The organism is Bacillus sp. G1(2015b) (assembly GCF_001482475.1).
In the GTDB taxonomy this organism is placed as follows: Bacteria; Bacillota; Bacilli; order Bacillales; family Bacillaceae; genus Bacillus; species Bacillus safensis.
Genome location: NZ_LKIC01000006.1, coordinates 1 through 14,074 on the forward strand (window position 1 = coordinate 1; position 14,074 = coordinate 14,074).

Annotated in this window: 12 protein-coding genes; 5 read left to right on the forward strand and 7 right to left on the reverse strand. The window is 39.2% G+C overall.

What is annotated here, in order from left to right:
- Positions 1-384: 384 nt before the first annotated feature.
- The 7 genes from gyrA to dnaA form a co-directional block, all read right to left on the reverse strand.
- Complete coding sequence (gyrA, locus tag AMR95_RS06390; protein WP_058837881.1) at positions 385-2,889, reverse strand: DNA gyrase subunit A; 2,505 nt, start codon at positions 2,887-2,889, stop codon at positions 385-387.
- Between the two features lie 232 nt (positions 2,890-3,121).
- A complete protein-coding gene (gyrB, locus tag AMR95_RS06395; RefSeq protein ID WP_024424077.1) occupies positions 3,122-5,038 on the reverse strand; it encodes a DNA topoisomerase (ATP-hydrolyzing) subunit B in 1,917 nt (638 codons plus the stop codon).
- A gap of 57 nt (positions 5,039-5,095) precedes the next feature.
- Positions 5,096-5,341: an extracellular matrix regulator RemB gene (gene remB, locus AMR95_RS06400; protein ID WP_039175827.1), complete on the reverse strand. Its 246-nt coding sequence runs from the start codon at positions 5,339-5,341 to the stop codon at positions 5,096-5,098.
- Positions 5,342-5,358: 17 nt separating this feature from the next.
- Positions 5,359-6,471 carry a DNA replication/repair protein RecF gene (recF, locus tag AMR95_RS06405; protein WP_024424075.1) on the reverse strand — a complete coding sequence of 371 codons (1,113 nt, stop codon included), beginning with the start codon at positions 6,469-6,471 and terminating at the stop codon, positions 5,359-5,361.
- Between the two features lie 16 nt (positions 6,472-6,487).
- Positions 6,488-6,703: a S4 domain-containing protein YaaA gene (gene yaaA / locus AMR95_RS06410; RefSeq protein WP_008360916.1), complete on the reverse strand. Its 216-nt coding sequence runs from the start codon at positions 6,701-6,703 to the stop codon at positions 6,488-6,490.
- A 150-nt stretch (positions 6,704-6,853) separates the two neighbouring features.
- Entirely contained in the window at positions 6,854-7,990 is a 1,137-nt protein-coding gene (dnaN, locus tag AMR95_RS06415) for a DNA polymerase III subunit beta (RefSeq protein WP_039175825.1), read from the reverse strand.
- A gap of 196 nt (positions 7,991-8,186) precedes the next feature.
- Positions 8,187-9,527 carry a chromosomal replication initiator protein DnaA gene (dnaA, locus tag AMR95_RS06420; protein ID WP_024424073.1) on the reverse strand — a complete coding sequence of 447 codons (1,341 nt, stop codon included), beginning with the start codon at positions 9,525-9,527 and terminating at the stop codon, positions 8,187-8,189.
- Between the two features lie 620 nt (positions 9,528-10,147).
- Between dnaA and rpmH the strand changes: the two genes are divergently transcribed.
- The 5 genes from rpmH to mnmE all read left to right on the forward strand — a co-directional run bounded on the left by rpmH (position 10,148) and on the right by mnmE (position 14,061).
- Positions 10,148-10,282, forward strand: a complete 135-nt coding sequence (rpmH, locus tag AMR95_RS18760; protein ID WP_073208224.1) for a 50S ribosomal protein L34 — start codon at positions 10,148-10,150, stop codon at positions 10,280-10,282.
- A gap of 78 nt (positions 10,283-10,360) precedes the next feature.
- Complete coding sequence (rnpA, locus tag AMR95_RS06425) at positions 10,361-10,720, forward strand: ribonuclease P protein component (RefSeq protein WP_008360906.1); 360 nt, start codon at positions 10,361-10,363, stop codon at positions 10,718-10,720.
- A gap of 157 nt (positions 10,721-10,877) precedes the next feature.
- On the forward strand, positions 10,878-11,660 hold the full coding sequence (gene spoIIIJ / locus AMR95_RS06430; protein WP_087976621.1) for a YidC family membrane integrase SpoIIIJ: 783 nt from the start codon (positions 10,878-10,880) through the stop codon (positions 11,658-11,660).
- The gene (jag, locus tag AMR95_RS06435) at positions 11,657-12,280 is read left to right on the forward strand and encodes an RNA-binding cell elongation regulator Jag/EloR (RefSeq protein ID WP_039182938.1); all 624 of its coding nucleotides are present in this window, start codon (positions 11,657-11,659) and stop codon (positions 12,278-12,280) included. Before spoIIIJ ends, jag begins: the two co-directional genes overlap by 4 nt.
- A gap of 401 nt (positions 12,281-12,681) precedes the next feature.
- A complete protein-coding gene (gene mnmE, locus AMR95_RS06440; protein WP_039182936.1) occupies positions 12,682-14,061 on the forward strand; it encodes a tRNA uridine-5-carboxymethylaminomethyl(34) synthesis GTPase MnmE in 1,380 nt (459 codons plus the stop codon).
- The last annotated feature ends 13 nt before the right edge of the window (positions 14,062-14,074 follow it).

A 14,074-nucleotide genomic window follows, 5' to 3' on the forward strand; every position in this document is an offset into this window, starting at 1 on the left:
GGATCAAACTCTCCGAAAAAGTACAAAACCGAAGTTTTGTTTTTCGTCAGCGTTTGACTGACTACCTATGAAGTATCATAGGATTTTTTATAAAAACTCGAATTAACAGGTACGTTTTGTCTTGTTTAGTTTTCAAAGAACTTGTGTGTCACTCTCTCAAAGCGACCACTTAAATATATCATATATCTCTACCAACAGTCAACATTTTTCTTAAAAAACATTTTATTTTTTTAAGAAGTTTCCACTGTAAAAGAGATAAAAAATAGAGCCTCTTTTTGCTCCTTTGAAAGATTAACACATATCTATGAAAAAAGCATTATAAATTTCAAAAAAACTCATGTTTTTTTAGAAAAAAATAAAGCCGGTGAAGAACCGGCTTTATTTTTACTCAGTATGCTCTTGATCTGACTCTATAGTTTCTACGTTTTCTTCACTATTCTCTTCATCATCTTCTTGTGATTGTTCAACTAATGCCACTGTAGCGACATGTTCATCATCACCAAGACGAATCAGGCGGACACCTTGAGTGACTCGACCTGTTGTTGAAATGTCTGAAACGGCCATACGAATGATCACGCCGCTTCCTGTAATAATCATCAAGTCCTCTTCAGCTTCAGCATTTGTTGCCTTCACTGCGACAAGCGGACCATTGTTATCAGTGATTTTACATGTTTTAAGACCTTTACCGCCCCGGCTTTGAACACGGTATTCTTTTTCAGGTGTTAACTTACCATATCCTTTTTCGGTTACGATCAATACGTTTGCATCTGGCTCAAGGATTTCCATCCCAACGACGATGTCATCCTCTGAAAGCGTAATTCCTTTCACGCCAGCTGCCGTACGTCCCATTTCACGAACGTCTGTCTCGTCAAAACGAATCAGCATACCTTTTTTCGTACCAATGATGATTTGTTTTTCTCCATTGGTTAAACGGACAGCCATCAGTTCATCTTCGTCACGAAGACTTAATGCGATAAGTCCATTGTTTCGAATGTTGGCAAACTGAGATAATGATGTTCGTTTTGATACGCCGTGTCTTGTTGTAAAGAAGAGATACGAATCTTCATCAAATTCGCTTACTGGAATAATGGCATTAATCCACTCTCCCTTTTCTACTTCAAGCAGGTTAATAATCGGAATCCCTTTCGCCGTTCGTCCGAATTCAGGAATTTCATATCCCTTCGCACGATAGACCTTCCCTTTATTAGAGAAGAAGAGGATCGTATCATGGGTAGATGTTGAAATCAGCTGTTCTACGAAATCATCCTCATTGGTTCCCATGCCCTGAACACCTTTACCGCCTCTTTTTTGGCTGCGGTATGTTGATGCAGGCAGACGCTTGATATAACCATTATGAGTCAGCGTAATCACAATATTCTCAACAGGGATCAAATCTTCGTCTTCAATTGTTTCAATACCTGCCGTCACAATTTCAGTACGGCGCGTATCATTGAAACGTTCTTTGATTTCTGTTAATTCTTCTCTAATGATTTCAAGAACTTTCTCATTGTCTGCTAAAATGGCTTTCAACTCAGCAATCAAATCAACAAGTCCTTTGTATTCTTCTTCTATCTTTTCTCTTTCCAAACCAGTTAAGCGCTGAAGACGCATATCAAGAATGGCCTGTGCTTGTTTTTCGGACAAGCTATAGTTCTCCATTAAGCCATTTCTCGCAATTTCAGCAGTTTGAGAGCTTCTAATTAATGCAATGACTTCATCTAAATGGTCAAGAGCGATTCTCAAACCTTCTAGAATATGAGCTCTTGCTTCAGCTTTACGAAGTTCATATGCTGTTCTTCTGCGAATGATCACTTTTTGATGCTCTAGATAATATTCAAGACATTGTTTGAGGGACAAGACTTTCGGCTGTCCATCAACTAGTGCCAATAAGTTGATCCCAAATGACGTTTGGAGTGTCGTTTGTTTATAAAGATTGTTTAATAGAACGTGGGCGTTCGCGTCTCTTCGCAGTTCAATCACAATCCGCATTCCATTACGATCAGACTCGTCACGCAGATCTGTAATGCCATCAATCTTTTTATCGCGCACGAGATCAGCGATTTTTTCAATCAAACGGGCTTTGTTGACCTGATATGGAATTTCATTGATGACAATCCGCTGCTTACCGCTGGATGTTTCTTCGATAATAGAATTTGCACGTAATGTAATAGAGCCCCGGCCTGTTTCATATGCTTTGCGAATTCCGCTTCGGCCTATGATTTGTCCCGCAGTTGGGAAATCTGGTCCTGGAATGATCTCCATTAGTTCCTGTGTTGTCATTTCTGGGTTTTGACTAATCGCAAGTACCCCATCAATCACTTCACCTAGCTGGTGAGGGGGAATGTTGGTGGCCATCCCTACAGCGATACCTGTTGCCCCGTTGACTAATAAGTTCGGGAATCGAGCTGGCATGACAATTGGTTCTCTTTCACTGCCATCGTAGTTATCTTGATAATCAATCGTATCCTTGGTGATATCACGCAGGATTTCCATTGAAATTTTAGATAGACGCGCCTCAGTATAACGCATTGCCGCTGCACCGTCTCCATCGACAGAACCAAAGTTTCCATGACCTTCAACCAGCATATTACGATAGTTGAAATCTTGCGCCATCCGAACCATCGCTTCGTATACAGCGCTGTCACCGTGAGGGTGGTACTTACCGATAACTTCCCCAACGATACGTGCAGATTTCTTAAATGGTTTATCACTTGTCATACCTAGGTCATTCATCGCATACAAAATTCTTCGATGCACGGGCTTCAATCCATCTCGCACATCTGGTAATGCACGCGAAACAATAACACTCATTGCATAATCTAAAAAGGACGTACGCATTTCTTGACTAATATTTACTTCGCGTACATTTGGTGTATGTTGTTCACTCACTATAAGAACCTCCCTTTACGTATCACATGAAATAAATTATGTGGGAGTAAAATATGTATTTATCTTCACAAGACTATTCTCCATTATATCAATAATCTCGGCTTTATACACATTTATTTACTAGAAAATCAACGAAAACACGGAAAACCAGGACATTCGTTACACGCCCCTATTTCTTGAAAAACAACCTTATTCCAAACAAGAAATAAGGTTGTTCTCAGGAGGGATCTATCTAAATATCAAGGTTTTTCACGTATTGTGCATTTTCTTCGATAAAGTTTCGTCTCGGCTCTACTTTATCTCCCATCAGCATTTCAAATGTCTCATCAGCATCGATCGCATCCTCAAGTGTGACTTGAAGAAGTGTTCTCGCATCAGGGTCCATTGTTGTTTCCCAAAGCTGAGCAGCATTCATTTCTCCAAGACCTTTATAACGCTGAAGTCCAGGCTTTGGTGTTTGAGGAAGTGATTTTAACAGCTCATCCAGCTGTTTATCGTTATACACGTACTCCACACGTTTTCCTTGCTGCACTTTATATAAAGGCGGCTGCGCAATATACACATAACCGTTTTCAATAATTTCACGCATGTAGCGATAGAAGAATGTTAAGAGCAGCGTTCGAATATGTGCTCCATCCACATCGGCATCTGTCATGATCACAATTTTGTGATAGCGTGCTTTCTCTAAAGTAAAGTCTTCTCCGATTCCAGTTCCTAACGCTGTAATCATTGAACGAACCTCGTTGTTCGATAAAATTTTATCTAGACGAGCTTTTTCTACGTTTAGGATTTTCCCTCTTAACGGTAAAATCGCTTGGAAGTGACGATCACGGCCTTGCTTAGCAGATCCGCCCGCAGAATCTCCCTCTACAATATAGAGCTCAGAGATGGATGGATCTTTTGAAGAACAGTCCGCAAGTTTCCCAGGTAAGCTGGAGACTTCCAGCGCACTTTTACGTCTTGTCAGCTCACGAGCCTTTTTGGCCGCCATTCTTGCACGAGCCGCCATCAGTCCCTTTTCCACAATTTTCTTCGCAGAATCAGGATTTTCAAGCAAGAATTTCTCTAGTGCTTCTGAGAAAAGGGAGTCAGTAATGGTTCTCGCTTCTGAGTTCCCAAGCTTTGTCTTCGTTTGTCCTTCGAATTGAGGGTCTGGATGTTTGATGGAGATAATGGCTGTTAAGCCTTCTCGCACATCTTCACCGCTCAAATTCGCATCCCCATCTTTGAATACGCCATTTTTACGAGCATAATCATTGATGACACGCGTTAGACCGGTTTTAAAGCCAGCTTCGTGTGTTCCGCCTTCATACGTGTTGATATTGTTGGCGAAGGAATAGATATTGCTTGTATAGGAATCGTTGTATTGTAATGCCACTTCAACCGTGATTCCGTCTTTCTCACCTTCGATATAAACAGGTTCTTCGTGAACAACTTCTTTTGAGCGGTTTAAATGTTCTACATAACTCTTAATACCGCCTTCGTAGCAGTATTCATTTCTCCGCTCTTTGCCTTCACGCAAGTCTTCAATGATGATGTTTACACCTTTTGTTAAGAAAGCCAACTCACGAACACGGTTGGCAAGTGTATCGTAATCAAATTCAATGGTTTCCGTGAAAATTTCTGGATCTGGCACAAAGTGAGTGGTTGTCCCGGTTACATCTGTTTCACCAATAACCTCTAAATCTCCCACTGGAACGCCGCGTTTGAACTGCTGATAATGAATTTTTCCGTCACGGTATACAGTCACGTCTAAGGTAGTAGATAATGCATTTACAACAGATGCCCCTACACCATGCAGACCGCCTGATACTTTATAACCGCTGCCGTCGAATTTACCACCAGCGTGAAGAACAGTCATAATGACCTCTACGGCAGGACGCCCCATTTTCTCATGAATCCCAACAGGAATCCCGCGGCCATTATCTTTTACTGTAATGCTGTTATCTTTTTCAATTTGCACTGTAATGTCTGTACAATAACCAGCTAATGCTTCATCAATACTGTTGTCGACAATTTCCCATACAAGATGGTGAAGTCCTTTTGCATTGGTTGACCCAATGTACATTCCTGGACGTTTTCTAACAGCTTCTAGTCCTTCAAGCACCTGTATCTGATTTTCATCATAACTATTATGTTGCTGTTCCATTGCCACGTACATTCACCTACACTTTTCTTAAACGATATATTTATATGAATTGAGCTTTTAGACTTCAATTTCAATCACAAACGAAGCACGTTTTTTGAGCGTGCTTGAGGAAAGAGGAGAGTAATAAACAGATTCAGTTGTGACGACAATGGATTTGGGTGTCCCTTGGGATAACGAAATGATCTGTTTCTCTTGTTTTTGTAGAAACTCTTCTACAACAGAAGACGACCTCATTTTGTAATCAACAATTGCGACAATCTCTCGTGTAGAAACAACACAATCATCACCTAAATGAATATACAAGACTCACACCTCATTTATCAGTCAATTACTTTTCCACTGGCTACTCTGAAAATTTCCGCTTCTTTCAAGGTGGCGTGATCGATACCTTCAACACTTGTTGTAGTGACGAAGGTCTGGACACGTCCTTGAATGGTATGGAGCAAATGAGACTGTCTGTAATCATCAAGTTCAGATAACACATCATCAAGTAGAAGAATAGGATATTCTCCGATTTCTTCATGTATCAGATCAATTTCTGCCAGCTTTAGTGAAAGAGCTGTTGTTCTTTGCTGCCCTTGAGAGCCATATGTCTGAACATCCCGACCATTTACAAAGAAAAGCAGGTCATCTCTGTGAGGTCCCCACAGTGTCACCCCTCGGTCTATTTCTCTCTCTCTTAGTTTCTGAAACGATTCTTCATAGCTATTCTTTATTTTCGACAAGTCTGACGCTTCTGATACCTCTATTGCCGTCTGGTATTGGAGCGTGAGTGTTTCTAGCTCTCTAGAAATCCCAAAATGCAGCGGCTGCGCCCATTTTTCGAGCTGTTTCGTAAAAGTCAGTCGTCTTTTGACAACTTTCGCTGCCGCATCAATCAACTGCTCTGTTAAAATCTCCAGCATCGCTTGATCCGTTTGCTTTCTTGTCTGCAATTGTTTCAAGTAATGATTACGCTGAGAGAGGATTTTTTGATAGAGCGATAAATCATGCAAGTAGACAGCAGAAACTTGTCCAATCTCCATGTCGAGAAATCTTCTGCGGATTTGCGGGCTGCCCTTCACAAGACTTAAGTCCTCTGGCGCAAACATGATGGTGTTTAACGCACCAACATAATGACTGAGCTTCTGTTGTTCAATGTGATTGACCTTACCCTTTTTCCCTTTTTTTGAGATCACGAGCTGCATTGGGAGTGGACCATTTTTTTTAATGACTCTACCTTCTATTTTAGCATAGTCTTGGTCCCATCGGATAAGTTCTTTATCATTTGACGTACGATGAGACTTTGCCATCGACAATACATAGATCGCTTCCATCAAGTTCGTTTTACCTTGGGCATTCTCACCGATCATGACATTCACCTTATTGTCGAATTGAAGCTCGGTGTGTTCATAATTTCGGTATGAAGTTAACGCCAGACTTTGAATGTACATGTATTGTCACCCGTTTCTAATTCACAACTTGAAATGTGCCGTAACCTTCTATCTCGACAACATCTCCTGGGTATAGTTTGCGTCCCCGTCTATTATCTGGCTCTTGATTAATGAACACCTCATGTTCACTTAAAAACCATTTCGCCATTCCGCCAGATTGGATGACTTCGGCTAATTTCAAAAACTGCCCTAATGTAATCATTTCTGTTTCAATGGTTATAAGATTAGGCATTGTATCGACCTCTTTCAATATCACTAATATCTAATTGTACTAAAAAACAAGACAAGAAGGAAAGGGGGAAAGCGAACTGGGATGAAAGAAAGCATGGAAAACGAGAAGAAAAGCTGCTGTGCACTCACACAGCAGCCATTTTAGATTGAATTAATACGTTCTTACCGGAAGAATCAATTGCAGGATAGAATCATCATTCGGCGTACGTAGGAGGAACGGTCTCATTGCACCAGTGAAGCTTACATGAATATCGGTTCCCTCTAATACTTTTAACGCATCCAGCATATATTTTGGACTGAAGGAGATTTTAAGATCTTCCCCTTTAATATCATCTGCTTGAACCGTCTCCACCACTTTACCGATCTCAGGCGAATTAGAAGAGATTTCAAGGCTTTGTTCAGGATCAGCTGATAGTTTCACGACATTATTACGTCCTTCTCTTGCCAAAAGTGATGCACGATCAATGGCTTGAAGGAACTCTTTCGTGTTGACCACGACATCCGTTTTACTTTCTTGCGGGATCAGACGAGCTGTATCTGGATAATTACCATCCAGCAATCTTGAGAAGAACAGGACGTTTTGTGCTTTAAAAAGAACTTGTGTTTCTGTAATGACGATGCTCACAAGATCTTGTCCATCATCAAGAATTTTACTTAGCTCTGTTAAACTCTTCCCAGGAATCACGACATTATACGAACTTTCCTCGTTAATATCTAACTTCGCTTTTCTTAAAGCAAGACGGTGGCTATCCGTCGCCGTGCATATTAATTCACCTTTTTCAACTTTCCAGTTTACACCTGTCAAGATAGGTCGTGTTTCTGAGGTGGACACTGCAAAAACAGTTTGACGAATTAAGTTTTTAAGCAGATCTGTCGGAATTTGAAATGCATGATGCTCTTCAATTTGTGGAAGATGCGGATATTCTTCAGCATCTAAGCCGTTTAAGTTAAATTCTGCTGAACCAGAGCGGATGATGGTCAGGTGGTTTTGTTCTACTTCAATTTCGACAGTAGCCATAGGCAGTTTCTTTACAATTTCACTAAAGAAGCGGGCTTGAAGCACAATACTTCCTGGACGATCAATGGTGATAACCTCTAAATCTCCATCTCTTTGAGGAATGAAAGATTCAATTGAGATATCAGAATCGCTTCCTGTTAGAGAAACTCCTTCATCAGACGCAACAATTTTAATCCCTGTCAAAATAGGAATCGTTGTTCTAGAGGATACGGCCTTTAATACATCTTGGACACTTTGGACAAGACGATCTTTTTGAATCGTGAATTTCATAGTGGTCCTCCTAAATTTTCTTAATGACATGTATATATATTTTATTAATAAAAATCGTAGAAGTAATAGTAGGGCTTGTGAATATGTGGATAAGTCGAGAAAAAGAAAGGAAAGACAGCCTATCCACATGTGGACAGACTGTGTATGACTATGCTCTAGTTATTCACATTTTCCCGTACTCATTATATCAGCTTGGTTATTTTAATTGTTCTTTGATCTCTTTGACATGCTGCTGAAGCTGTTCATCTTCAACGATTAATTTCGAAATCTTCTCATGAGCATGAATGACAGTCGTATGATCACGACCGCCAAATTCTTCTCCGATTTTAGGCAGAGAGGAATCGGTCATTTCTCTAGAGAGGTACATGGCAATTTGTCTTGGATAAGCAACTGACTTCGTACGTTTCTTCGCTTTGAAATCCTCTAATCGAATATTAAATTGCTGTCCTACGATTCTTTGAATATCTTTAATTGTAATGACCTTTGGCTTCGATGAAGGAATGATGTCCTTTAGTGCCTCAGCTGCTAGATCTGCGTTAATGTCTTTATTAATTAAAGATGAGTAAGCAACGACACGAATTAAAGCACCCTCCAGCTCACGAATATTGCTGTCGATTTGATTGGCAATATAAAGCATGACTTCATTTGGAATATCTAAGCCTTCTGCTTTTGCTTTTTTGCGCAGAATTGCGATACGTGTTTCTAGATCTGGCGGGGTAATGTCTGTAATTAAGCCCCATTCAAATCGAGAGCGCAATCTGTCTTCAAGTGTCGGAATTTCTTTCGGAGGCCGGTCACTAGAAATGACGATTTGCTTACTTTCTTCGTGAAGTGTGTTGAATGTATGGAAAAACTCTTCTTGAGTTTGTTCTTTTCCTGCTAAAAATTGAATATCATCTATCAAAAGCACGTCTACATTCCGATAACGGTTACGGAAGTCGACAGCTTTGTTATCTCGGATTGAGTTGATAAATTCATTAGTAAATTTTTCAGATGATAGATAGACCACTTTGGCTGATGGATTATGGTCGATCACATAATGACCAATCGCATGCATCAAGTGAGTCTTTCCTAAACCAACGCCCCCATAAATAAAAAGCGGGTTATATGCTTTTGCTGGTGCTTCCGCGACTGCAAGTGAAGCGGCATGAGCAAAACGGTTGCCTGAACCAATAACAAAAGTATCAAATGTATATTTTGGATTCAGCATATTTTGTGGAATGTCAACGGGCTCTTCTTTAGACATTTTTTTGATTGGAGACTTTGGCATGGCTTCCTCTTCGTCCTGATTTTGAGGAATAATAAATTTAATGCTGAGCTCTTCACCTGTTAGTTCATAGATGGTATCAGCAATTAAGTGAAGATATCTTGACTCGAGCCAATCTCTAGCAAATTCATTTGGTGCCGTAATTGTAAGCGTATCTCCCTGAAGAGAATGGGCTTTTGTCGATTTCATCCATGTCTCAAAACTGGGTTTGCTCAATTTTGTCTCTATTTTTTGAAGTGCTTTATTCCACAGATCCAAAATATTTTCCATAAGGCCTCTCCCCCCTCCTTTTCTTTTTAAAATGACCAGTATCAAACTGTTATAGAACACGAAAAAGAGCAAATGGTCATCACCATTCGTGCACATACATTGTTGAAAACAATTAATATAGTAGAAAAACGTCTTTTCGACAAATTACACAAGCTGTGGATAAACAATTCAACAGGCTGTGTAATAACTTTCCACAGGTTATCCACAAATTGTGGATAATATAAATGGGCCAGATAAGTAATTAAGAGTTAAAACACAAATATAATATCAAAATAAACAAGATGGTGCAATGGGTGTCACAAACTTATCCACACACTTTACATCCTGTTGAAAAATAATTATCCACATCGGTTATTTGTGTGAAAAAAATGTCGATAATGGGTGTGGATAGTCTAAATATGCCGGAAAAATATCCACATCCATGTTTTGAAGGTCTTTTAGGAGGAAAAAAAGAATAAAATGCTGGAAACTAAAAAAGAAGGTTTCTTCGTTTGATAACTTATGTTATGCTTATAAGGTTGATAATAAGAGTTTTATCATTGATATTGACAATCGATGGGTTACACAAATATAATGAGTTAGACTGTCTTAAACAGCTATTCCTCAGGGAGGTGTCATAAATGAAAAGAACGTTTCAACCAAATAACCGTAAGCGTAGTAAAGTTCATGGCTTCCGCAGCCGTATGAGTACTAAAAACGGACGTCTAGTTTTAAAGCGACGCCGCAGCAAAGGTAGAAAAAAATTATCAGCTTAGGCCACTGAATAATGTCAGTGGTCTTTTTTACATAAAATCGTAAATGAACTGTCAGTTTTTATCGGAGTGGAAGAAAACATGAAGAAGCGAAACAGGCTAAAAAAAAATGAAGAGTTTCAAAAGGTGTTCAAAAAAGGTCAATCAATGGCAAATCGCCAATTCGTTATTTACCAGCTGGATCAGCCAAATCAAGATGAACTGCGTTTAGGATTGTCTGTCAGTAAGAAGATTGGTAATGCAGTGATAAGAAACCGAATTAAACGACTGATCCGTCAGGTGTTTTTAGAGGAAGGTCATAAGTTAAAGCAAGAAAAAGACTACATAGTCATTGCACGAAAACCAGCGAGTGAATTGACCTTTGAAGAAACAAAGAAGTCTCTCCAACATTTATTTAGAAAATCCGCTGTTTATCAACAACAACCGAAAAAGTCTTCGTAATAGAAACTTTCGTTGAATCAATTTTAAAAGCGCTTCCTTCATCTAGTGAATTAAAATGAAAACACCACTTTGCAAAGAAAAAATGTTACCATACTGATTAGGTGAGTCACTTTCTTAATCAATTCCAACTTAAATAAAGTTTGAAGTAATGGGAGGAATCTTGTTGAAAAGGCGATTATTACTAATATTTAGCTTGATTGGCGTATTGGTTTTATTGGCAGGGTGTACACAGATCAATGAACCAATTACATCAGATAGTAAGGGATTCTGGAATTCTTATATTGTTTACCCGCTATCTCAATTAATCACGTACATGGCAAACTTAACTGGTGAAAACTATGGTGTAGCGATTATTATTGTGACACTGCTAATTCGCTTGCTTATTTTACCATTAATGATTAAACAGTTAAGAAGTACAAAAGCGATGCAAGCATTGCAGCCTGAATTGAAAAAGCTTCGTGAAAAATATAGCTCTAAAGATCAAAAAACACAGCAGCAGCTTCAGCAGGAAACAATGGCCCTTTTTCAAAAAAATGGCGTCAATCCGTTAGCAGGTTGTTTCCCAATTTTAATTCAAATGCCAATCCTTATTGGTTTCTATCATGCAATTATGAGAACAGCAGAAATTAAAAAGCATACATTCTTATGGTTTGACTTAGGTAGCCCAGATCCATTGTTCCTATTACCAATTATTGCGGGTGTAGCTACTTTCATTCAGCAAAAACTGATGATGGCTGGAAATCCTTCGGACAACCCTCAAATGGCTATCATGTTATGGGTGATGCCGATTATGATCGTTGTGTTTGCAATTAGTTTCCCAGCAGCACTTTCATTGTACTGGGTTGTAGGTAACATTTTCATGATCATTCAAACATTGGTGATTAAAACACCTCAAGTAAAAGTAGATACAAAAGAAAAAGCTGGCGGGAATAAAAAATGAAGGAAATAACTGCTGTCGGTCGTACAATCGAAGAAGCAGTAGATTCCGGACTTAAACAAATTCAGCTACTACAAGAAGAAGTAGAAATCACAATAGTAGATGAAGGAAATAAAGGGTTTTTAGGATTATTTGGTAAAAGACAAGCTGTGGTCAAGTTAGTAGAAAAGATAAATGCACTTAAATTAGCTACACAGTATTTAGATAAAATTGTTAAGTCTATTGATCCTAAAGCAAAGATTATTTCCAAACAGGAACCGAAAAAGATTTCTTTCCACATTGATGGAGATAAAACGTCATTAATGATTGGAAAAAGAGGCCAAACATTGTACTCTTTAGAAACATTGGTACAGCTAGTGTTTAATCGTTATTCTGATCAGTATCATCATATAACAATTGATATTGGCGATTATAGGAAAAAACGACAAGAAGCACTTGAACAATATGCCGTCAAAACAGCAAATCGGGTTTTAAAAACGAAGAGAAAGGTTCATTTAGAACCAATGCCTTCGAATGAACGAAAAATTGTTCATGATGCGATTGCTGCATTCTCTAAAGAACTTGCAACGGCATCTGAAGATACAGGCAGCAAGCGTCATGTTGTGGTGTTGTATAAAAAATAGCAGAAAGGCTAAGATTCAGCAAAGCTGGATTTTAGTCTTTTTTTATTGAAAAATTGCTTTTTATAGATGATTCATCCTTTATTTCTAAAAATTAAGTGTGAGATATGAGTGTAAAACGCCATTTTAACAAGTAAGTAAAGGGGTCAGGGCGTTTAAATTTATTGGATTTAGGTGTAAGATGTGAAGACAAGTTTCAAACGTCGTTATTCACATGTGGATAAGTTAAGTGTTAAAATAGATAAGATGCAAAGCTGTGGATAATTAGATATGGGATACTTTCACTTCGCTTTCATTTATGGTATCTTTAAATTTTGGATTAAGCGTTTTTGATATAGAGATGGACATTGTCCATTTAATAGATAACAGACTGTTTATTCAGTAGAGAAAGAGGTGAATGAGTGATGGATACAATTGCAGCAATTTCTACGCCGATGGGTGAAGGAGCAATTGCGATTATTCGTTTAAGCGGGCCTGATGCGGTACAGATTGCTGATCGGATGTATAAAGGTCCTAAGGAGAAAAAACTTATATCGGTGGATTCTCATACGATTCATTATGGTCATATTGTGGATTCTAGCACTGAGCAAGTAATAGAAGAGGTCATGGTGTCAGTATTAAGAGCGCCAAAAACATTTACGAGAGAAGACGTTATTGAGATTAACTGCCATGGCGGAATTGTAACGGTCAATAAAGTATTGCAGCTTGCTTTAAGAGAAGGAGCAAGATTAGCGGAGCCAGGTGAGTTTACAAAACGAGCTTTCTTAAATGGAAGAATTGATCTTTCACAGGCTGAAGCGGTAATGGATTTGATTCGCGCAAAGACAGATCGTGCCATGAATGTAGCGATTACTCAAATGGAGGGACGCCTCTCCGGTTTGATTAAACGACTTCGCGGCGAGATATTGGAAACTTTGGCCCATGTTGAAGTCAATATTGACTATCCTGAGTATGACGATGTTGAAGAAATGACGCATCGGGTCTTAGTTGAAAAGGCAACATCAGTGAAAAAGGAAATTGAGTCACTGTTAACGACGTCTCAGCAGGGGAAAATACTTCGCGAGGGCTTATCCACTGTCATTATTGGAAGACCGAATGTTGGGAAGTCTTCCTTGTTGAATAGTCTTGTACAGGAAACAAAAGCGATTGTAACGGATATTCCTGGAACAACGAGAGATGTCATTGAGGAATATGTAAATGTTAGAGGTGTACCGCTTCGTTTAGTCGATACTGCGGGTATACGTGAGACGGAGGACATTGTTGAGCGTATAGGGGTTGAACGATCTAGACAGGTCTTAAAAGAAGCTGACCTGATTTTACTTGTGCTCAATTATAGCGAGGAATTGTCAGAAGAGGATATCAAACTATTTGAGGCCGTCTCAGGCATGGATATCATCGTGATCGTGAATAAGACAGATCTTGAGCCTAAGCTTGATATCGAAAAGGTCAAGCAGTTAGCGAAGGATCGTCCGGTGGTTACGACATCATTATTACAAGAAAAGGGGATTGATGAGCTTGAAATTGCGATTCAATCACTATTCTTCACGGGTTCAATTGAAAGTGGAGATTTAACGTATGTAAGTAACACAAGGCATATTGCGCTCCTTCAGGCAGCAAAACAATCAATTGAGGATGCTCTTGAAGGAATTGAAATGGACGTACCGATCGACATAGTTCAAATAGATTTAACACGCTGCTGGGAACAGTTGGGTGAAATTATTGGGGATGCTGTTCATGAAAGCTTGATTGATCAGTTATTCTCTCAATTCTGTTTAGGAAAGTAAAGGGAGGAACATA

Coding starts and splice junctions, on each gene's coding strand:
- gyrB (WP_024424077.1), bottom strand. CDS start 5,038: ATGGAACAGCAACATAATAGTTATGATGAAAATCAGATACAGGTGCTT.
- recF (WP_024424075.1), bottom strand. CDS start 6,471: ATGTACATTCAAAGTCTGGCGTTAACTTCATACCGAAATTATGAACAC.
- yaaA (WP_008360916.1), bottom strand. CDS start 6,703: ATGCCTAATCTTATAACCATTGAAACAGAAATGATTACATTAGGGCAG.
- dnaN (WP_039175825.1), bottom strand. CDS start 7,990: ATGAAATTCACGATTCAAAAAGATCGTCTTGTCCAAAGTGTCCAAGAT.
- dnaA (WP_024424073.1), bottom strand. CDS start 9,527: ATGGAAAATATTTTGGATCTGTGGAATAAAGCACTTCAAAAAATAGAG.
- rpmH (WP_073208224.1), top strand. CDS start 10,148: ATGAAAAGAACGTTTCAACCAAATAACCGTAAGCGTAGTAAAGTTCAT.
- rnpA (WP_008360906.1), top strand. CDS start 10,361: ATGAAGAAGCGAAACAGGCTAAAAAAAAATGAAGAGTTTCAAAAGGTG.
- jag (WP_039182938.1), top strand. CDS start 11,657: ATGAAGGAAATAACTGCTGTCGGTCGTACAATCGAAGAAGCAGTAGAT.
- mnmE (WP_039182936.1), top strand. CDS start 12,682: ATGGATACAATTGCAGCAATTTCTACGCCGATGGGTGAAGGAGCAATT.